Consider the following 18021-nt stretch of genomic DNA (forward strand, 5'->3'; position numbering starts at 1 on the left):
AAGTTCAATTGTTAAAAACCTCACTGATCATTTCAATCTCTGAAAGAAAGAACAGCATGGCTCGCAGATGACTAAGAAATATCCCGCGCATATTGTCGAAATCGACCCAATCATTGAGGAAATGCTACTGCTCAGCGTCAACGGTGTGACTGTGAGATGTTTCGCAGGCCACTGCCCGTCAGTCATCGAAGTAGGTGAGACCTACTCAGCCGAGTTCGAAATGGTGTTGCCGGACGAAATAGACATCTCAAAATGTGATGGCAGCGAAACACGTGTCGAGATGCTTGACGACGGTTTCTCATGCGAGATCCACGGGCGCTTAGAAGGCGACACGCTCAAGTCGTTCGTCGAATTTGCGGATCAAGATATCCACTTCGATTTTCCGCACCTCAATGGTCAGTATGTAAAAATCAGAGCACAAAGAATCGACGTCTCGTTCTGAAGAGCTGATTTTCTGAAGGGCCTGCTGAGTCAGGCCCTTAAACCATAACTCAAACTCTTAACATCCCCTCACTGCTCATCCCCATCCTCCTCATACTCCATATCCGCCTCATCCGAATCATTCAACGGCACCGTCGCATCATCCATCAACGACCCCGGATCCTCGTTCCCCGGATCATTGATAAACGGCTGTCCATTCGGGCCCTTCTCTTCTTTGCCTTCGGTTTCAGGAGTCATGGCGAACCTCTTTGATCGCGTGGATGTATGACGTTCGAAACGCCCTGCCGCCAATCGTTCCTCTTTCCAACTGCCAGACACGAAAAACCCGGCGCCAGGCCGGGTTTCCGTTGATCAATCAGCGATGTTTATTTTTGTGTTTGTTCTTGTGCTTATGGCCGCCGGAATGAGAACCACCGTCGTCGTCGCCCAGGTTGTTACCGACCGCACCGCCCGCTGCGCCGCCTAAACCGGCGCCAATAGCAGAGCCGGTAGAACCGCCGAGGCTGTTGCCGACGACCGAGCCGCCTGCGGCGCCAAGACCGCCACCAATCGCGGCCTCGGTGCGATTGCGTTTGTCCGCGCCGACAGCGCTGCCGGCCGCGCCGCCAACACCCGCGCCGACCGCTGCGCCCGTGCTGCCGCCGAGTTGTCCGCCAACCACATTACCCAGCACACCGCCGAGACCACCGCCCACGGCAGCGCTGCCGTCTCCGGCCGCCATTGCGCCCTGCGCCACGAACAAACCGAAAAACAGTGCAGATAATGACAATCGCATTTGAACCTCGCAGTTCCCGAATCGGGACGTTCCGCCCAAGCGGGGCGTATGCAGATTGGAGATGATTTCTGGCGAAACGTTCAGCCATGAAAAAGCCCGACATCAAGTCGGGCTTCTTCTGACCAGCCAGCAGGCTCAGTGGCGCTTGTGACCTTTGCCCAGGTTGCTGCCCACTGCGCCGCCGGCGGCACCACCCAGACCTGCGCCAATAGTGGCACCGTTCCGGCCGCCCAGGCTATTGCCGATCACCGAACCACCGGCTGCACCGACACCGCCGCCGATCGCCGCTTTGGTGCGGCTGCCCTTGCGTGCGGCGACTGCGCTGCCCGCTGCGCCCGCGACGCCAGCGCCGATTGCGGCACCCGTGCTGCCGCCCATTTTCTGACCGACTACGTTACCCAGCGCGCCACCCAGGCCACCGCCCAGCGCAGCGGTGCCGTCGCCGGCAGCCATCGCCCCTTGAGCAACCAGAAGGCCAAGAACCAGAGCAGGCAGTGTTAAACGCATGACGAAAACCTCAAATAAACGGGATGAACAAGAAGGGCGGGGATTTAATGCGCTCGGCGCGGGAAAGTCCAGACGCACGCGACAGCGTCGTTTGGACCGCGATCAGAGAAAAGGTTTTATGCCAGGCAAAAAAAAGCCCGCTGGGGAGACGGGCTGGAGACTTGCTTTCTAACGGATGGCTTCACCCTACGTTGACCAACGTGAAAAGTTTGTGAAAAAAAACCCACATTTATGTCAACGCCATGGGCACATTTCTGCGATCGTAAAAAACCCCGTTCGATGACGGGGTTACGGGGCAAAGTCACTTTCGGGTCCTTGCCGTGACCTTGGGCAGGAACTTCGCCTTGGGCCCTTTGGGGACCACAGATTTGATTTTGCCAATGCTCACCGGATCTTCGCCAAAACCCGACTGATACTCCGACTGACCGCAGCGCACACAGTTGTTAAATGAAAACTCAGCGCCATCATCTTCGACATACGGACCTGTCATAGCCTCTCCCCTGCATACCAGGCCGATACCGGCAAAACAGTTTTGCCTGAAAAAATCGACCCTCAGCGCTTTTGAGACTAGTCGGTCACTACTGGACTTGCCGTTCAACAATGCTGATCACCGACGAGTGGATCAAGCGTTATGACGACAGCGATCATCCCCTAAAGATTTTCTTTAAACGGCCGTTGCCCTGATTCCTACAAATGAATCTCAAGGAGAGATCATGCAGATCAACGGATTCCCGAACATGCCAGTCGTCAAACTCACGGACGAGCAGATCGCAGCCGGCAAAGCCGCTGCGGAAAAACTCAAGGAAAAGATCGCCTCGGGCGAGATCACCATCAAATACCCGGATAAACCGCTCTTGCAGCCGGGCGTCGTCTATCACCCCAGCGAGCCAGCCCCATCGGCTCAACCTGACGGCTCACCGCCTCTTGTCGCCATTGATACACCGCTGACCTATGACGCAAAAGGTACGGTGATTCTCAAGCCGCAAGGCTGATCGACGCGGCCAAGCCCATTCCTTATGTGAATGGGCTTGGCCCTGACGGCGATGATCAGCGCAGCTTCACCGCCGTTCCGGTGACAAACACCACCACCATGCCACCCTTGCCTGCCGGCATGCTGATCTCAAAATCTACGCCCACCACGGCGTCAGCCTGCAATGCCCGCGCACGATCCTTGAGTTCATCGGTTGCCTGAATGCGAGCTTCCTTTAACGCTCGTTCCAAGGTCTGCGACCGCCCGCCAAAGAAGTCGCGCATGCCCGCGAACATATCGCGGATAACGTTGACGCCTTGCACAGACTCGGCGCTGACAATGTCCAGATAGGCTGTGATCTGCCGCCCCTCGACGGAATGAGTGGTGGAAATGATCATGAGAACCGTCCTTTTACTGCGAAAGTGAAAGCCGCGATTGTAAGGCCGATCTACTCGATTGAAGCAACGCGACACCAAACCGGGATCCTTGTGGCCTCAATTGCATTTAACCACCCACAACTGATCGATCCTCGTCGTAAAACTCGAACTCATCATTTCCCGCCGCATCCCCCAGGCCGGATCCGCCGGCACGCTTGCCGCGCGCAGCGTCCCGCTGCCCCAGCGCTGATTGATCCGATCGAGAACGCCCATCACCTTCTCCGCCGCCTGCGGTTGTGCCTCAGCAAACAGGTCCTGGGTAAATTCTCCGGGCTGACGCAGGTCCATCAACAACACCTCTGCCTTGCTGTACTTGAAGCCCGGCCTGAACAACTGGTCAATCGCTTCGCTCGCCGCCGTGCACAGCAAGCGCACGTCGTTCGTGGGGTAAGGCAGCTCGATCAGCGCGGAATTGGCGTACTTGGCCTCCTCCGGATTGAACATGCCGGTACGAATGCTCACGCGAATCTTCTTGCATAACGAGTTCTGTGCACGCAGCTTTTCTGCCGCGCGATGCACATAGGTCGCCACCGCTTCCTTGATCGGTTCGATTGTGGTCAGGCGTTTGCCAAACATGCGGCTGCTGCAGATTTCCTGCTTCGGCGGCTCCGTTTCCGACAGTTCCAGACACGATGTCCCACAGAGTTCGCGCGCGGTCTTCTCGATCACCACGCTGAACTTGCGCCGCAATGTCCACGGATCGGCCTTCGCCAGGTCCATCGCGCTTCTGATCTGCATGCTTTCGAGATGAGCCTTCATCCGCCGACCGACGCCCCACACGTCACCCACGTCGGTGTTGCGCAGCACCCAGTCACGTTTGACCGGGTCGCAAATATCGACAACGCCGCCGGTGTGCGCCTGCAAGCGTTTTGCGGTGTGGTTGGCGAGCTTGGCCAGCGTCTTCGTCGGCGCGATGCCGACGCCGACCGGGATACCGGTGCGTTTGAACACGGCAGAACGAATGGACCTGCCAAACGCCGTCAGATCGCCAGGAATGCCACTGAGATCAGCGAAGGCTTCATCGATGCTGTACACCTCGACGGCGGGCACCATGGACTCGATGATCGTCATCACCCGTTCGCTCATGTCGCCATACAGCGCGTAGTTACTGCTGAACACCTGGATGCCGTGGCGGCGCAGATCATCGCGAATCTGAAAGTACGGCGCGCCCATTTTCACAAAAGGTTTGGCGTCGTAACTACGCGCAATAACGCAGCCGTCGTTATTGCTCAGCACCACGATCGGCGTCTTCGCCAGATCAGGTCGGAAGACCCGCTCGCAGCTTGCGTAGAAGCTATTGCAATCGATCAGCGCAAAGACCTGGTCACGATTTGCCATGATCGCGCACGCTGTAGGTCACCACGCCCCAGATAACCAGCTCGTCGCCCTCCATCACATAGCGCGGCGGGTACTTACTGTTGGCCGACAGCAAGATAATAGTGTTGTCGCGCAGGTGCAGGCGCTTGCAGACCGGCTCGGAGTTGAGCCCAGCGATAACGATATCGCCATGCTCAGCAGTGCGGCTGCGATCGACAATCACCAGATCGCCGCAAAATATCCCGGCATCGCGCATGCTCTCCCCTTCGATCTTCGCCAGATAAACGTGCGGCGCACGAATCTCGAAAACCTCATCGAGGGAAATGTGCTTTTCGATGTGATCGGCCGCCGGCGAAGGAAAACCCGCAGGAATCTGAAACGAATACAGCGGAAGCTTTTCGCCGGCGTCGGCAAGGGAACCAAGGAGGGTGACGCTCATGTGACGAACCTGATAGTGAGTTTACTGTATGCGTATACAGTAAACGCGGGGCGCTGAGGTTGGTCAATGAGGTGTGTAGGAGATTTCGACGGGTGACAGGGTTTTGTATAACTTTTGGGGAAGGACGGATTTTGCCATCAGGCGTGCGCTTCACGATCAAGAACGTCTGCCACCCATTGATTGATGCTCTTGTGCGCCAGCTGTGCTTTTACGGCAACGGACGCGTGCAGGGCTGGAGCCAGACGCAGGCTTAGATTTCCCGAATAGGGCTTTTGCGGCGCACGACCGAGCTTGGCGCAGGTTTCGACGTAATCAGTGACGGCCTCCTGAAACGCGTGTCGTAGTTCTGCGACCGACTCACCATGGAATCCAACGACGTCTTTGATACCGGCGATATGGCCGACAAAGAGGCCGTCTTCGTCACTGTATTCGATTCGGGCGGCGTAGCCGTTGTGGTTCATAACACTCAAAGAAGACTCCTGCTGGCTCGCGCCCTGTTTGGCACCGCAATGAGAATATCGGGTGCGTCGGATCGGAGTTGTAGGAAAAATCTGTGAGTTGAGTAAGGAGGTACGGCTTCTACTCTTAACTGGTAGGTGCTAAGTGTCGCCTTTTTCCAGACACCAAAAACCACAAACCCCCGATTTTCTCCAGGAAAATCAGGGGTTTGTGTTTACTGAATGTGGCGGTGAAGGAGAGATTCGAACTCTCGATACAGTTTCCTGTATACACACTTTCCAGGCGTGCTCCTTAAGCCACTCGGACACTTCACCGTATCTCTTCAAACATGTTCTGTCTGTCGAGGCGCGCTAATGTAGTCGAAAGCTTTTGCGATGGCAAATTTTTTTTCAGAATTTTCATGCGGTTAAGCGAGAAAACATTTCCGGCTATCAGCAGGCCATGCCAAACCGGCCAATCTCCGGTGGGCTCCGTGCTTCCTTATAGAAGCAAACGCCTCGTTGCGCAGGTAGAGACGGGAATCGGTGACTGCCGGGTCAGTCACGGCGCTTTACCTGGCCTGCGGCGGTGGGTAACGTCTGCCCATCTTTCTAATAAGGAATAGCGTCATGAGTGAGCTGATTGCCTACCACCTCGAAGACGGTATCGCGACCCTGACCCTGAACAACGGCAAGGTCAACGCCATCTCGCCGGATGTGATTGCGGCGTTCAACGCGGCGCTGGATCAAGCGGTGGCTGATCGGGCCGTGGTGATCATCACCGGACAGCCGGGTATTTTGTCGGGTGGTTATGATCTGAAAGTCATGACCGCCGGGCCGAAGGAAGCGGTGTCGCTGGTGACGGCCGGTTCGACATTGGCGCGTCGCCTGCTCGCTCACCCGTTCCCGGTCATCGTCGCTTGCCCAGGGCATGCGGTGGCGAAAGGCGCGTTCATTCTGTTGTCGGCCGATTACCGGATTGGCGTCGATGGCCCGTTCAGTATTGGTCTGAACGAAGTGCAGATTGGCATGACCATGCACCATGCGGGTATTGAGCTGGCGCGTGATCGCCTGCGTCGCTCGGCGTTCCACCGTTCGGTGATCAACGGCGAGATGTTCGATCCGCAAAGCGCGGTGGACGCCGGTTTCCTCGACAAGGTGGTCTCTGCCGAGGAGTTGCAAGGGGCGGCCCTCGCCGCCGCGCGTCAGTTGAAGAAGATCAACATGACGGCGCACAAGAACACCAAGCTGAAAGTCCGCAAGGCGCTGCTGGAAACCCTCGATAACGCCATCGCGATGGATCAGCAGCATCTGGGCTGACCCTCGGCGAATGCAGAGCACAAGAAAAGCCCGACCGTCGTGTCGGGCTTTTTCTTACGCCCGTTGTTGAATATTTCCGAGTGGCTCTAGGACGCGCCTGACAGCCACCACTGAAACATGCGCTTAAACATCGCCTATCTCCGCACTCTATAGTGGCAATTGCCGAAAACAGTGCACATCCGTACACTGCGCCACCTTTTGTCCCGATGGGCCTGAAAATGCTGCTCGTGTTTCGTATGTTGTTGATGGGCCTGCACTTTATTCTCGCTGGTGTGCTCGGTGTGATTCTCGGACTTTGCCGTCCGTTCAATCCCGACAACAGTCGCCTCTGTGCCCGCCTCTACGCACTGCCGGCAATGTGCATTTTGCGCCTGCGGGTTAAGACCGAGGTCAACGGCCTGATGAACAAGCCCGACAGCTGCGTGATCATCGCCAACCATCAATCCAACTATGATCTGTTCGTGTTCGGCAATGTCGTGCCGCGGCGTACCGTGTGCATCGGCAAGAAGAGCCTGAAGTGGGTGCCGCTGTTCGGGCAGTTGTTCTGGCTGGCCGGCAATGTGCTGATCGACCGTGGCAACGCGCACAAGGCGCGCCAGTCGATGCTCACCACCACTCATACCTTGCAGAACGAGGACACCTCGATCTGGGTGTTTCCCGAAGGCACGCGCAATCTGGGTGAAGAATTGCTGCCATTCAAGAAGGGCGCGTTCCAGATGGCCATCGCCGCCGGCGTGCCGATCGTGCCGGTGTGTGTCAGCAGTTACGTTAAACAGATGCGCCTCGATCGCTGGCGCAGCGGCGACATTCTCATCCGCTCGTTGCCGGCGATTCCTACCGCCGGCCTGACCATGGACGACATGCCCAGGCTGATCGATCAGTGCCGCGAACAAATGCGCGAGTGCATCGAATCGATGGATCGGCAACTGCAAGCCGCGTGAAACCAAACCCGCCCTGTGCGGGTTTTCTTTTGCCGGCTGAACTGTGCAGATTTCACTGACTCTCAAGCAGCGACACGGCTAAGCTGATGCCGTGAATCCCTGCCACCTGCCAAGAAGAAGTGAATCACCACCATGGGTCGAGTTGTTGCTGCTGCGGTGTACAGCGAAGGCAAGAAAGTTAGCGATATTTCCATCGACGAAGGCGCGGCCTGGGCGGCAAAACCCGGCCACTTTGTCTGGATCGGTCTCGAAGAACCGGACGCTCAGGAACTGTTCAATCTGCAACGTCAGTTCAACCTGCACGAACTGGCTATCGAAGACGCCCTGGAAAAACACAGCCGGCCGAAACTGGAAACCTTTGGCGATGCTTTGTTTATCGTCACCTACTCACCGGTGCGTGAACATGGCGTTCTGCAGTTCATCGAGACGCATATCTTCGCCGGCAAGGGCTACATCATCACCGCGCGCAACGGCCATTCGGCCTCCTATGCGCATGTTCGTCAGCGCTGTGAGGCACGGCCGCTGCTGCTGGAACACGGCGAAGATTTCGTCCTGTATGCCTTGCTCGATTTTGTCATCGAGAATTACCAGCCGGTGGGCGAAGCGATTCACGCCGAGATCGATGAGCTGGAGCGCAACGTCTTGTGTAGCGCGTTGAACGAGCGTGACATTCAAAAGCTGCATGGCTTGCGCCGTGATGTCGTGCGCCTGCGCCGATATGCAGCGCCGATGGTGGAAATTGGCGAGGAGCTGCAAAAGCTGAGCTTCCCGTTTATCGACAAGAACATGCGCCCGTACTTTCGTGACGTGCAGATTCATGTCACGCGGCAGATGGAGGATCTCAGCACGCTGGCCGACATCGCCAGCCAGACCATCGAGATTGGCGTGTTGCTCGAGGCGTCACGGCAGAGTGTGGTGCAGCGCAAGTTCGCCGCGTGGGCTGCGATTCTGGCGTTCCCGACGGCAGTGGCGGGGATTTACGGGATGAACTTCGAGAACATGCCGGAGTTGACCTGGCACTACGGCTATTTTGCGGTACTGGGGTTTATTACGGTGGGGTGTGTGGGGTTGTGGACGAGTTTCAAGCGGTCTGGGTGGTTGTGAGACAGACCGGGTTGGCCGGGCGAATCGCTAGCAGGGCTAGCTCCCACATGGGATTTGCGAAGCGACGCAGACCCCGTATGGGAGCCAGCCTGCTGGCGATGTTGCTTGATGTCAGACGGTTTCCGGCTTGTGCGCGACGAAACGCATCATCCATTCCGCGACCGTCGCGCCGTGGTGCTCTTGCTCCAGGCTCGCCACGCCTTTGTTGTAGATCTGCGAACCCAGCGCTTCCTGACGCAAATCGAGCAGTGCCCGCGAATAATCGTGAATGAATTCCGGGTGCCCCTGGAAGCACAGCACCTGATCGTTGATGTGATACGCGGCGAACGGGCAGAATTCGCTGGACGCGATCACCGTGGCGTTTTCCGGTAGCGCGGTGACCTGATCCTGGTGGCTGATCAGCAGCGTCAGTTCTTCGCGCACCGGGCTCATCCACGGTGCCTTGGCCGCCAGTTTGTATTGATGCGTGCCGACGCCCCAGCCTTGGGTGGCGCGCTCGCTTTTGCCGCCCAGCAACAGTGCCAGCAGTTGATGGCCGAAGCACACGCCCAGCAGCTTGTCGCCACGCTGGTAGCGGTTGAGCAGGTATTGCTTGAGGGTCTGGATCCAGGGATCGGTGCCGAACGAATCGGCCTTGCTACCGGTAACCAGATAGGCATCGAAACTCAGCTTATCGCTCGGGTAGTCGCCCTGCATCACGTTGTAGACGGTGAACTCGGCGGCAATCGGTTGCTGCGAGAACAGGCGCTGAAACATCTGCCCGTAACCCTGATATTGGTCGACCAGTTCCGGACGCAGGATGTCGGTTTCCAGAATGCAGATGCGTAGCGACATAAAAAATACCTGACACGTGATGGGAATATTGCACACCCAGAGCCTGCCCTGAAACACCCGGCCAAGGCAAGCCCCGCAGTGCTCCCGTGTCTTAGAACAGTTCACCTTTCGCCGCTTTGTCCAGCAACAGTGCCGGCGGCGCAAAGCGCTCGCCGTACTGCTCGGCCAGGTACTGCGCACGGGCGACGAAATCCTTCACGCCATATTGGTTGATGAACTGCAGCGCGCCGCCGGTCCACGCGGCGAACCCGATGCCGAAAATCGAGCCGACGTTGGCGTCCGCCGTCGAGGTCAACACCCCCTCCTCCACACAGCGCACGGTTTCCAGAGCTTGCACGAATAACAGCCGATCACGCACATCCTTGGCTGGAATCTGCCCGTCGGCCTTTTCAAAACGCGCCTTCAACTCTGGCCACAGATGCTTCTGCGCACCGGCCGGGTATTCATAGAAACCGCCGCCGGCCGCTTTGCCCGCGCGCTTGTATTCGTTGAGCAGCAAGTCGATCACGGCGAAGGCCGGGTGCTCGGTCAGCGGTTTCCCTTCGGCCTGTAGGTCCTTGGCGGTTTGCTGACGGATATGGCTCATCAGGCTGAGGGAAACTTCGTCAGAGATCGCCAGAGGCCCGACCGGCATGCCGGCCTTGCGCGCTTCGGTCTCGATCATCGGCGCGCTCACGCCCTCGCCGAGCATGGCGATGCCTTCATTGGTAAAGGTGCCGAATACTCGCGAGGTAAAGAAGCCGCGGCTGTCGTTGACCACGATCGGGGTTTTATTGATCTGCAGGACGAAATCGAAACCACGCGCCAGGGTTTCAGCGCTGGTGTGTGCGCCTTTGATGATTTCCACCAGCGGCATTTTTTCCACCGGGCTGAAGAAATGCAGACCGATGAATTTGCCCGGATCAGGCACAGCAGCGGCCAGCCCGGTAATGGGCAGGGTTGAGGTATTGGAAGCGATCACCGCATCCTGCCCCACGACACGCTGCGCCGCTGAAGACACCCGCGCCTTGAGTTCGCGATCTTCAAATACCGCTTCGATAATCAGGTCGCAACCAGCCAGATCGGCATCATTGTCAGTGGTCTGAATCCGCGCCAGTACTGCGTCACGCTTTGCCGCGTCCATCTGGCCACGGGCGACTTTCTTGTCGAGCAACGCCGCCGAATGCGCCTTGCCCTTCTCGGCGGCGGCGAGATTGATGTCCTTGAGCACTACGTCGATGCCCGCCGACGCACTGACGAAAGCGATGCCGGCGCCCATCATCCCTGCGCCGAGCACACCGACTCTCTGCGTCTTGTAAGGAACAAAGCCTTGCGGCCGTGAACCGCCGGCATTGATCTCATTGAGTTGAAACCAGAACGTACCGATCAGGTTTTTCGAGATCTGTCCGGTGGTCAGTTCGGTGAAATAACGGGTTTCGATCAAATGCGCGGTATCGAAATCGACCTGCGCGCCCTCCACCGCCGCGCAGAGAATTTTCTCCGGCGCCGGCAGCGTGCCCTGGGTTTTCGTGCGCAGGATCGACGGCGCAATCGCCAGCATCTGCGCAACTTTCGGGTTCGACGGCGTACCACCGGGAATCTGGTAACCCTTCACATCCCAGCGCTGCACCGCCGTTGGATTGGCGACGATCCAGGCGCGAGACTTGGCCAGCAGCTCGTCTCGGTCCGCCGCCAGTTCATCGATCAACCCGGCCTGCAAGGCTTGTTGCGCACGGACTTTGTTGCCTTCGAGCAGATACGGCAGGGCTTTTTCGATGCCGAGCATGCGCACCATGCGCACCACGCCGCCGCCACCCGGCAGCAGGCCAAGGGTCACTTCCGGCAGACCAAGCTGCACCGACGCATCGTCGAGCGCGACCCGGTAGTGGCAGGCCAGACAGATTTCCCAACCACCACCCAGCGCCGCGCCGTTGATCGCTGCGACCACCGGTTTGCCTAGGGTTTCCAGGGTGCGCAACTGTCCTTTCAGCGTTAGCACCATGTCGTAAAAGGCTTTGGCTTCGGGCTTGCCGACCTTGATCAGCTCGTTGAGGTCGCCGCCGGCGAAGAAGGTTTTCTTCGCTGAGGTAATGATCACCCCGGCAATCTGATCCTTTTCCGCGACCAGCCGGGTGACGCAAGCGGCCATGGCCTCGCGATACACAGCGTTCATGGTGTTGGCGCTCTGGCCCGGCAGGTCAATGGTCAGCACGACGATGCCGTCCGGGCCTGCTTCGTAACGAATGGCTTGGTTCATGACACGGTTCCTTGAATGCGGGGGGCTCAGAGGCGTTCGATGATGGTGGCAATGCCCATGCCGCCGCCGACACACAGCGTCGCCAGGCCATAGCGCAAGCGCCGCGCCTCCAGCTCATCGAGCAAGGTGCCGAGGATCGCGCAGCCGGTGGCACCGAGCGGATGGCCCATGGCAATGGAGCCGCCGTTGACGTTGACCTTGTCCGGATCGACGGCCATGTCCTTGATGAATTTGAGCACCACCGAGGCAAACGCCTCGTTGACCTCGAACAGGTCAATGTCTTCCACGCGCAGCCCGGCCTTGGCCAATGCCTTGCGGGTGGCCGGCGCCGGGCCGGTGAGCATGATGGTCGGATCGGTACTGGTCACTGCAGTGGCGACGATCCGCGCGCGAGGTTGCAGGCCCAGCGCTTTGCCCTTGGCTTCGGAGCCGATCAGCATCAGCGCGGCTCCGTCAACGATTCCGGAGCTGTTGCCCGGCGTGTGCACATGATCGATCCGCTCGACATGGCTGTACACCCGCAGCGCGGTGGCGTCGAAACCCATCTGGCCAATCATTTCGAAACTCGGCTTGAGCTTGCCAAGACCTTCCAGCGTCGATTCGGCGCGAATGAACTCATCATGGTCAAGCAGAACGATGCCGTTCTGATCCTGCACCGGCACCAGTGATTTGTTGAACGAGCCATCGGCCCGTGCCCGCGCGGCTTTTTGCTGCGAATGCAGCGCGTAGGCATCGACGTCGTGACGGCTGAAGCCCTCAAGCGTGGCGATCAGATCCGCGCCGACGCCTTGCGGGGTGAAATGGCTGTGCAGGTTGGTTTGCGGGTCCAGCGCCCAGGCGCCGCCATCGCTGCCCATCGGCACTCGAGACATGGACTCGACGCCACCGACGACCACCAACTCTTCGAAACCCGAACGCACTTTCATCGCGCCAAGATTGACCGCTTCCAGACCCGAAGCGCAGAAACGGTTGATTTGCAGCCCCGCCACGCTGACGTCCCAATCGGCGACCTGCACGGCGGTTTTGGCGATGTCCGCGCCTTGATCACCGACCGGCGTGACGCAGCCCAGCACCACATCATCGACCTGGCTGGTGTCGAGCGCGGTGCGTTGCTGCAATGCGGTCAACAGTCCGGCGACCAGATTCACTGGTTTGACACTGTGCAAGGCACCGTCGGCCTTGCCCCTGCCGCGGGGCGTGCGTAACGCATCGAATATCAAAGCTTCGGTCATGGCGTCCTCGAACCTGGGCGGTGAGTGAATAGTTGTTGCCTCACTCTCGGCCGCAACGCCCAAGGATTCAATGACCACAGCGCTCAAAGCGCTTGACGCACATGCTCAGACGGACGGTCATCGGCCATCAGGTGAACCGGTTCAGGTCGCCGAGTTGTCTAGCCAGCGGCCAAACAAGAAGCTGGCAATACGCCTCATAGCATTTTAATCGCAGATCGCAGCAAAGACATATGAAATGGATCTAAGCCACGGTCCGTGTGAGCCCTAATGTAGAAGATGTACGTCATGGTCGTCGGGTTTTGCCGAGGCCAGCGTTCTTCAACAGGAAGTGCAGCGCGTGCCGTCATGGATATGCAGGCAGGCATCAGGAAATAACAATAAAGGCGGTCAAGCCATGTTCAAACAACCGAAAGTACGTCAAGCAGGGCTCATTCTTTTTGCCACGACGCTGTTGTTGATTTTGCCGAATCTGACCAAGGTCATTGGCTGAATCAAGCGGCAGGTGCGATCAATCGCCAGCGAATAGATGACTGGCCCGCTATCCGGGCCCGTGCGGCTGTGCCAATCTTTGCGCCTTTCCACGACAGGGATGGCGTTCATTTGAAAGCGCTCATTGTGTTCGGGGCGCTGCTGCTCAGCACGCCCTTGTCAGCCGCTCAGCTTGATCTGCAGTTGGGCGCCACCGCGCGCACCTGGCAGACCGAGGAATTGCTCAAGCATCCTCAAGTGCAAACCCTGACGATCAAAGATGATGTGTCCTACAAAAGGGACATGACCTATCGCGTCGTGCCCATGGCTGCGTTGCTGACCGGCATCAAGCCGCAGGACCATCTGCAAGCGGTGGCGCTGGACGGCTTTGCCGCTGAGTTGGCGGCAGCACCGCTGCTCAACCGTGACGGCGCGCGAGCGTGGCTGGCCATCGAAGACCCGGCACAGCCATGGCCACCGCTAGGAGAAGGCAAACACAGTGCCGGGCCGTTCTATCTGGTCTGGAGCGATCCGCAGAAAGGCCATATCAGCCCCGAACAATGGCCATTCGAAGTGGCGAGCATCAAGCGCATGGCTCCCGTGGCCGAGCGCTTCCCTGCCCTGCTGCCTGACCCGGCACTGAAGGCGGATGATCCGGTGAATCAGGGTTTCGCGCTGTTTCAGAAAAACTGTCTGGCCTGTCACCGCTTGAACGGCGCGGGGGATGCGCAATTCGGGCCGGATCTGAATATTCCGTACAACCCGACCGAATACTTCGGCGCGGACTTCCTCAAGCGTTACATCCGCGATCCGCAGAGCTTGCGCCAGTGGCCGCAGGCGAAGATGCCGGGGTTCTCTGCAACGGTGTTGCCGGATGGGGAGCTGGAGATGCTGGTGGGGTATCTAAAGCACATGGCCGGACGCAAGGTTAAGCCCTGACGCCATTCCTTGTAGGAGTGAGCCTGCTCGCGATAGCGGAATGTCAGTCAGCATTGATGTGTCTGACATATCGCTATCGCGAGCAGGCTCACTCCTACAGGGGTTATCTGTAAGCCTTATTGTTGCTGTACGGAAATGACCGGCGTCGGCGACACCAGCACCTTCGCATGCATTTGCTCACACCCGCCGCCACGGCGCATGCCGCGTACCGGGCAGGCATCCAGATAATCCAGACCCACCGCCAGTTTCAGGTGCCGCTCGGGCCGCGCCAGTTGATTGGTCACGTCGAAGCTGTACCAAGCGTCATCCAGCCAGGCTTCCGCCCAGGCGTGGCTGGCCAGATGCTCGCAATCCTCGCTGTACAGATAGCCCGACACATAGCGTGACGGAATCCCCAAACTACGGGCACAGGCCAGAAACGCGTGGGTATGGTCCTGGCAAACACCGGCGCGCCCGGCAAATGCTTCGGCGGCGCTGGTGTCGACTTCGGTCGAACCCGGCGTATAGGTCATGTACTGATTCAAGCCCTGCATCAAGTCGATCAGCGCGGTGCGATCACGGCGCTGCTTGCAGGATTTTTCCGCGAATGCGCGCAGCGCCTCGTCCGCCTCGGTCAGGCGGGTGAAGCGCAGGAATGGCAGCGCCGACTGGCTCTCGTGCTCGGCCTCGCGCAGTTCGTCGATATCGACCTGCCCGCGCGCCCCGATGATGATCGCTTCGTGCGGTTCATCCATGGTCAGCACGTGGAGGATATTGCCGAACGGATCGAGTTGCGCACGCACCGGACGCGGCAGATCGAGCTGCCAGCTCAGCACATGCTGACGTTCGCTGTCATGGGGCGTCAGACGCAGGTACTGGATGCTCGCGCGCACCTGATCTTCGTAGTGATAGGTGGTCTCGTGGCTAATGGAGAGTCTCATGCAGCCTCCAGGTAGGAACTGTGAATGGCGTTGCCCAACTGGCGCACCAGCGGGATGAATTCGGTCAGCCAGGCGTGCAGGCCTTCCTCGAGGATTTCGTTGATGCCGGTGTAACGCAGGCGCGCATCCATCTCCGCAGCCAGACGTTGCGCCGGTCGCCCGTTGGCACCGGGCAGCTGCGCGAGGATCTGGTCGATCTCTTCGGTGCAGGCTCGCAGCGATCGCGGCACATCGGCGCGCAACAGCAGCAATTCGGCAACGTGACGGGCGCCGGGCGCATCACGATAGATTTCGGTGTAGGCCTCGAAGGACGACAGCGCACGCAGCAAAGCACTCCACTGGTAATACGCGTGCGCGGTGCCGTCGCTGACGGCTTCGGCCTGATCGCCGGCCATTTCGTAACGCGCATCGAGCAAGCGCAGCGTGTTGTCCGCGCGCTCGATGAACGTGCCCAGACGAATGAAGCGAAACGCGTCATTGCGCATGATCGTGCCGTAGGACGCGCCGCGAAACAGGTGCGAACGCTCCTTGATCCATTCGCAGAAACGGCTCATGCCATAGCGGCTCAGGCCTTGTTCGGCGATCCCGCGAATTTCCAGCCAGGTCGCGTTGATGTTCTCCCACATGTCCGCCGTGATCCGTCCGCGCACCGCATGAGCGCTGGCCCGTGCGGCGCCGAGGCAACTGTAGATGCTGGCCGGGTTGGCCGCGTCGAGGGCGAAAAAGTGCAGCAGGCGTTCGGCATGCAGCGCGCCGTGACGCTCCAGATAATCATCGAGGGTGCCGGTGATCAGTAGCGGCATCGCCAGTTCGTGCAAACCGTCGCCGCGGCCGTCCTGCGGCATCAACGACAGTGAATAACTGATGTCGAGCATGCGCGCGAGGTTTTCCGCGCGCTCCAGATAACGCGACATCCAGTACAGATCCGAGGCAGTTCTACTTAACATGGCAAGCTTCCTTCAATCCTCGACCACCCAGGTGTCCTTGGTTCCGCCACCCTGAGAGGAATTTACCACCAGGGAGCCCTCGCGCAGGGCGACACGGGTCAAACCGCCGGGCACCACCCGGGTTTCGCGCCCGGACAAGACAAACGGGCGCAAATCGATATGGCGCGGCGCGATGCCGTTTTCGACAAAGGTCGGACAGGTCGAGAGCGACAGCGTCGGTTGGGCGATGTACGCATGCGGCTTGGCTTTGATGCGCTCGCGAAAGGCATCGATTTCCGCCGTCGTCGCGGCCGGCCCTACCAGCATTCCGTAACCGCCAGAGCCCTGGGTTTCCTTGACCACCAGATCTGGAAGATTGGCCAGCACGTGGGACAGTTCAGACGGGTTGCGGCATTGCCAGGTCGGTACGTTTTTCAGGATCGGTTCTTCATCGAGGTAGAAACGGATCATGTCGGTGACAAACGGATACACCGACTTGTCATCCGCGACGCCAGTGCCGATCGCGTTGGCGAGCACGACATTGCCGGAGCGGTAGGACGACAGCAGCCCCGGCACGCCAAGCATCGAATCCGGATTGAAAGCCAGCGGATCGAGAAAGGCGTCATCAAGGCGTCGATAGATCACGTCGACCGCTTTCGGGCCATCGGTGGTACGCATGAACACCTTGTCGTCACGCACGAACAGATCCGCGCCCTCGACCAGTTCCACGCCCATTTCCCGCGCCAGAAACGCATGCTCGAAAAACGCGCTGTTGAAGCGCCCTGGCGTCAGCACCACCACGCTCGGGTCGTCGATCGGGCTTGAGCTTTTCAGGGTGTCGAGCAAAAGGTTCGGGTAATGATCGATCGGCGCGATGCGCTGGGCCGAAAACAGCTCGGGAAACAGGCGCATCATCATCTTGCGGTCTTCGAGCATGTAGCTCACGCCGCTCGGCGTACGCAGATTGTCCTCGAGCACGTAATAGGTGCCGTCGCCGTCGCGCACCAGATCGACGCCGGAAATGTGCGAATAGATATCGCGGTGCAGATCCAGGCCTTGCATCGCCAACTGGTATTGCTCGTTGGCCAGTACCTGTTCGGCGGGAATGATCCCGGCCTTGATGATGCGCTGCTCGTGGTACAGGTCGGCGAGAAACATGTTCAGCGCCTTGACCCGCTGAATGCAGCCGCGCTCGACGATCCGCCATTCGCTGGCAGGAATGCTGCGCGGGATGGTGTCGAAAGGAATCAAGCGCTCGGTGCCCTGCTCGTCACCATAGAGCGTGAAGGTAATCCCGGCGCGATGGAACAGCAGATCGGCTTCTCGCCGTCGTTGCGCCAGCAGTTCATCCGGCGTATCGGCCAGCCATCGGGCGAACTCGCGATAATGCGGGCGAACCTGGCCGCCGGCATCGTACATCTCATCAAAATAGGTGCGGATCATGCCGTACTCCTTGTCACCCGGACATACAGGCCTTCGCAAGGCCCGTGCCATCGGCATAAACGCTTTGATTTCAATCGGTTGGATATTCACATCGCAGACACCGCACCATTCCTGTGCGACGAATGCTCCAACAGGATTGCCCCCGCTTCATTGCGACGCATTGCAACGCCTATCACCAGCATAGTCAGAACTGATTTCACTGCCCGGCGCGGCGTACGGATAATCCGCGCATTCGCTGCAAAACTTCGCCGGCAACAGCCTCGCGAAGTCGCCCGCTCAACTGACCTGGACTGCTCCGGCAGCCCGCCCGCTGTAGCCCTCAAGGGATTCAGTCG

General features: G+C 59.0%; 21 protein-coding genes and 1 tRNA gene. 6 read left to right on the forward strand and 16 right to left on the reverse strand.

Annotated features, from left to right (window positions below; genetic code table 11):
• Positions 1–67 precede the first annotated feature (67 nt).
• Positions 68–442, forward strand: coding sequence for a hypothetical protein (locus BLU24_RS19930; RefSeq protein WP_093103128.1), 375 nt, complete (start codon positions 68–70; stop codon positions 440–442).
• A gap of 68 nt (positions 443–510) precedes the next feature.
• Here the strand turns inward: BLU24_RS19930 and BLU24_RS27825 are convergent, their stop codons facing one another.
• The 4 genes from BLU24_RS27825 to BLU24_RS28050 form a co-directional block, all read right to left on the reverse strand.
• On the reverse strand, positions 511–678 hold the full coding sequence (locus BLU24_RS27825) for a hypothetical protein (RefSeq protein ID WP_172833288.1): 168 nt from the start codon (positions 676–678) through the stop codon (positions 511–513).
• A 118-nt stretch (positions 679–796) separates the two neighbouring features.
• The gene (locus BLU24_RS19935) at positions 797–1216 is read right to left on the reverse strand and encodes a YMGG-like glycine zipper-containing protein (RefSeq protein ID WP_090282530.1); all 420 of its coding nucleotides are present in this window, start codon (positions 1214–1216) and stop codon (positions 797–799) included.
• A gap of 135 nt (positions 1217–1351) precedes the next feature.
• The gene (locus BLU24_RS19940) at positions 1352–1723 is read right to left on the reverse strand and encodes a hypothetical protein (protein ID WP_016773803.1); all 372 of its coding nucleotides are present in this window, start codon (positions 1721–1723) and stop codon (positions 1352–1354) included.
• Between the two features lie 301 nt (positions 1724–2024).
• Positions 2025–2213 carry a hypothetical protein gene (locus tag BLU24_RS28050; RefSeq protein WP_093103130.1) on the reverse strand — a complete coding sequence of 63 codons (189 nt, stop codon included), beginning with the start codon at positions 2211–2213 and terminating at the stop codon, positions 2025–2027.
• 223 nt (positions 2214–2436) lie between these two features.
• Between BLU24_RS28050 and BLU24_RS19950 the strand changes: the two genes are divergently transcribed.
• Entirely contained in the window at positions 2437–2715 is a 279-nt protein-coding gene (locus BLU24_RS19950) for a hypothetical protein (protein WP_093103133.1), read from the forward strand.
• A gap of 55 nt (positions 2716–2770) precedes the next feature.
• On the opposite strand, the gene BLU24_RS19955 is transcribed toward BLU24_RS19950, so the two are convergent.
• The 5 genes from BLU24_RS19955 to BLU24_RS19975 form a co-directional block, all read right to left on the reverse strand.
• Complete coding sequence (locus BLU24_RS19955) at positions 2771–3091, reverse strand: YbjQ family protein (protein ID WP_016773801.1); 321 nt, start codon at positions 3089–3091, stop codon at positions 2771–2773.
• A gap of 96 nt (positions 3092–3187) precedes the next feature.
• Positions 3188–4468, reverse strand: a complete 1281-nt coding sequence (locus BLU24_RS19960) for a Y-family DNA polymerase (RefSeq protein ID WP_093103136.1) — start codon at positions 4466–4468, stop codon at positions 3188–3190.
• On the reverse strand, positions 4455–4886 hold the full coding sequence (locus BLU24_RS19965) for a LexA family protein (protein WP_090282525.1): 432 nt from the start codon (positions 4884–4886) through the stop codon (positions 4455–4457). Before BLU24_RS19965 ends, BLU24_RS19960 begins: the two co-directional genes overlap by 14 nt.
• A gap of 137 nt (positions 4887–5023) precedes the next feature.
• Entirely contained in the window at positions 5024–5347 is a 324-nt protein-coding gene (locus tag BLU24_RS19970; RefSeq protein ID WP_418951651.1) for a type II toxin-antitoxin system HicB family antitoxin, read from the reverse strand.
• Positions 5348–5569: 222 nt separating this feature from the next.
• A tRNA-Ser gene (locus BLU24_RS19975) sits at positions 5570–5659 on the reverse strand.
• 294 nt (positions 5660–5953) lie between these two features.
• Between BLU24_RS19975 and BLU24_RS19980 the strand changes: the two genes are divergently transcribed.
• The 3 genes from BLU24_RS19980 (at position 5954) to BLU24_RS19990 (ending at position 8688) form a co-directional block, all read left to right on the forward strand.
• Positions 5954–6643: a crotonase/enoyl-CoA hydratase family protein gene (locus BLU24_RS19980; protein WP_090282522.1), complete on the forward strand. Its 690-nt coding sequence runs from the start codon at positions 5954–5956 to the stop codon at positions 6641–6643.
• 218 nt (positions 6644–6861) lie between these two features.
• Positions 6862–7584, forward strand: a complete 723-nt coding sequence (locus BLU24_RS19985) for a lysophospholipid acyltransferase family protein (protein ID WP_093106864.1) — start codon at positions 6862–6864, stop codon at positions 7582–7584.
• A gap of 132 nt (positions 7585–7716) precedes the next feature.
• The gene (locus tag BLU24_RS19990) at positions 7717–8688 is read left to right on the forward strand and encodes a magnesium and cobalt transport protein CorA (RefSeq protein WP_090282521.1); all 972 of its coding nucleotides are present in this window, start codon (positions 7717–7719) and stop codon (positions 8686–8688) included.
• 111 nt (positions 8689–8799) lie between these two features.
• On the opposite strand, the gene BLU24_RS19995 is transcribed toward BLU24_RS19990, so the two are convergent.
• The 4 genes from BLU24_RS19995 to BLU24_RS27830 all read right to left on the reverse strand — a co-directional run bounded on the left by BLU24_RS19995 (position 8800) and on the right by BLU24_RS27830 (position 13590).
• Positions 8800–9522, reverse strand: coding sequence for an amidotransferase (locus tag BLU24_RS19995; RefSeq protein ID WP_093103142.1), 723 nt, complete (start codon positions 9520–9522; stop codon positions 8800–8802).
• A 91-nt stretch (positions 9523–9613) separates the two neighbouring features.
• Positions 9614–11758 (reverse strand): 3-hydroxyacyl-CoA dehydrogenase NAD-binding domain-containing protein, encoded by a 2145-nt coding sequence (locus BLU24_RS20000; protein WP_093103144.1) that lies wholly within the window; start codon positions 11756–11758, stop codon positions 9614–9616.
• A gap of 26 nt (positions 11759–11784) precedes the next feature.
• Positions 11785–12990 carry an acetyl-CoA C-acetyltransferase gene (locus tag BLU24_RS20005; RefSeq protein WP_093103147.1) on the reverse strand — a complete coding sequence of 402 codons (1206 nt, stop codon included), beginning with the start codon at positions 12988–12990 and terminating at the stop codon, positions 11785–11787.
• 417 nt (positions 12991–13407) lie between these two features.
• Positions 13408–13590: a hypothetical protein gene (locus tag BLU24_RS27830; protein WP_172833227.1), complete on the reverse strand. Its 183-nt coding sequence runs from the start codon at positions 13588–13590 to the stop codon at positions 13408–13410.
• On the opposite strand from BLU24_RS27830, the gene BLU24_RS20010 reads away from it, so the two are divergent.
• The gene (locus tag BLU24_RS20010) at positions 13591–14397 is read left to right on the forward strand and encodes a c-type cytochrome (protein WP_093103149.1); all 807 of its coding nucleotides are present in this window, start codon (positions 13591–13593) and stop codon (positions 14395–14397) included.
• Positions 14398–14513: 116 nt separating this feature from the next.
• On the opposite strand, the gene BLU24_RS20015 is transcribed toward BLU24_RS20010, so the two are convergent.
• From BLU24_RS20015 to BLU24_RS20025, 3 genes are read right to left on the reverse strand one after another with little or no spacing between them, the layout of a single operon-like run.
• On the reverse strand, positions 14514–15317 hold the full coding sequence (locus BLU24_RS20015) for a transglutaminase family protein (protein WP_093103152.1): 804 nt from the start codon (positions 15315–15317) through the stop codon (positions 14514–14516).
• Entirely contained in the window at positions 15314–16264 is a 951-nt protein-coding gene (locus BLU24_RS20020) for an alpha-E domain-containing protein (protein WP_007914063.1), read from the reverse strand. Before BLU24_RS20020 ends, BLU24_RS20015 begins: the two co-directional genes overlap by 4 nt.
• A gap of 12 nt (positions 16265–16276) precedes the next feature.
• Positions 16277–17686 (reverse strand): circularly permuted type 2 ATP-grasp protein, encoded by a 1410-nt coding sequence (locus tag BLU24_RS20025; protein WP_090282516.1) that lies wholly within the window; start codon positions 17684–17686, stop codon positions 16277–16279.
• Positions 17687–18021 lie beyond the last annotated feature (335 nt).

It is taken from the genome of Pseudomonas sp. Z003-0.4C(8344-21) (assembly GCF_900104975.1).
Taxonomy (GTDB): Bacteria; Pseudomonadota; Gammaproteobacteria; order Pseudomonadales; family Pseudomonadaceae; genus Aquipseudomonas; species Aquipseudomonas granadensis.

What these genes read in the sequence shown, in the direction of transcription:
- BLU24_RS19930 (WP_093103128.1), top strand. Translation starts at nt 68, where the DNA reads ATGACTAAGAAATATCCCGCGCATATTGTCGAAATCGACCCAATCATT.
- BLU24_RS27825 (WP_172833288.1), bottom strand. Translation starts at nt 678, where the DNA reads ATGACTCCTGAAACCGAAGGCAAAGAAGAGAAGGGCCCGAATGGACAG.
- BLU24_RS19935 (WP_090282530.1), bottom strand. Translation starts at nt 1,216, where the DNA reads ATGCGATTGTCATTATCTGCACTGTTTTTCGGTTTGTTCGTGGCGCAG.
- BLU24_RS19940 (WP_016773803.1), bottom strand. Translation starts at nt 1,723, where the DNA reads ATGCGTTTAACACTGCCTGCTCTGGTTCTTGGCCTTCTGGTTGCTCAA.
- BLU24_RS28050 (WP_093103130.1), bottom strand. Translation starts at nt 2,213, where the DNA reads ATGACAGGTCCGTATGTCGAAGATGATGGCGCTGAGTTTTCATTTAAC.
- BLU24_RS19950 (WP_093103133.1), top strand. Translation starts at nt 2,437, where the DNA reads ATGCAGATCAACGGATTCCCGAACATGCCAGTCGTCAAACTCACGGAC.
- BLU24_RS19955 (WP_016773801.1), bottom strand. Translation starts at nt 3,091, where the DNA reads ATGATCATTTCCACCACTCATTCCGTCGAGGGGCGGCAGATCACAGCC.
- BLU24_RS19960 (WP_093103136.1), bottom strand. Translation starts at nt 4,468, where the DNA reads ATGGCAAATCGTGACCAGGTCTTTGCGCTGATCGATTGCAATAGCTTC.
- BLU24_RS19965 (WP_090282525.1), bottom strand. Translation starts at nt 4,886, where the DNA reads ATGAGCGTCACCCTCCTTGGTTCCCTTGCCGACGCCGGCGAAAAGCTT.
- BLU24_RS19970 (WP_418951651.1), bottom strand. Translation starts at nt 5,347, where the DNA reads ATGAACCACAACGGCTACGCCGCCCGAATCGAATACAGTGACGAAGAC.
- BLU24_RS19980 (WP_090282522.1), top strand. Translation starts at nt 5,954, where the DNA reads ATGAGTGAGCTGATTGCCTACCACCTCGAAGACGGTATCGCGACCCTG.
- BLU24_RS19985 (WP_093106864.1), top strand. Translation starts at nt 6,862, where the DNA reads ATGCTGCTCGTGTTTCGTATGTTGTTGATGGGCCTGCACTTTATTCTC.
- BLU24_RS19990 (WP_090282521.1), top strand. Translation starts at nt 7,717, where the DNA reads ATGGGTCGAGTTGTTGCTGCTGCGGTGTACAGCGAAGGCAAGAAAGTT.
- BLU24_RS19995 (WP_093103142.1), bottom strand. Translation starts at nt 9,522, where the DNA reads ATGTCGCTACGCATCTGCATTCTGGAAACCGACATCCTGCGTCCGGAA.
- BLU24_RS20000 (WP_093103144.1), bottom strand. Translation starts at nt 11,758, where the DNA reads ATGAACCAAGCCATTCGTTACGAAGCAGGCCCGGACGGCATCGTCGTG.
- BLU24_RS20005 (WP_093103147.1), bottom strand. Translation starts at nt 12,990, where the DNA reads ATGACCGAAGCTTTGATATTCGATGCGTTACGCACGCCCCGCGGCAGG.
- BLU24_RS27830 (WP_172833227.1), bottom strand. Translation starts at nt 13,590, where the DNA reads ATGAACGCCATCCCTGTCGTGGAAAGGCGCAAAGATTGGCACAGCCGC.
- BLU24_RS20015 (WP_093103152.1), bottom strand. Translation starts at nt 15,317, where the DNA reads ATGAGACTCTCCATTAGCCACGAGACCACCTATCACTACGAAGATCAG.
- BLU24_RS20020 (WP_007914063.1), bottom strand. Translation starts at nt 16,264, where the DNA reads ATGTTAAGTAGAACTGCCTCGGATCTGTACTGGATGTCGCGTTATCTG.
- BLU24_RS20025 (WP_090282516.1), bottom strand. Translation starts at nt 17,686, where the DNA reads ATGATCCGCACCTATTTTGATGAGATGTACGATGCCGGCGGCCAGGTT.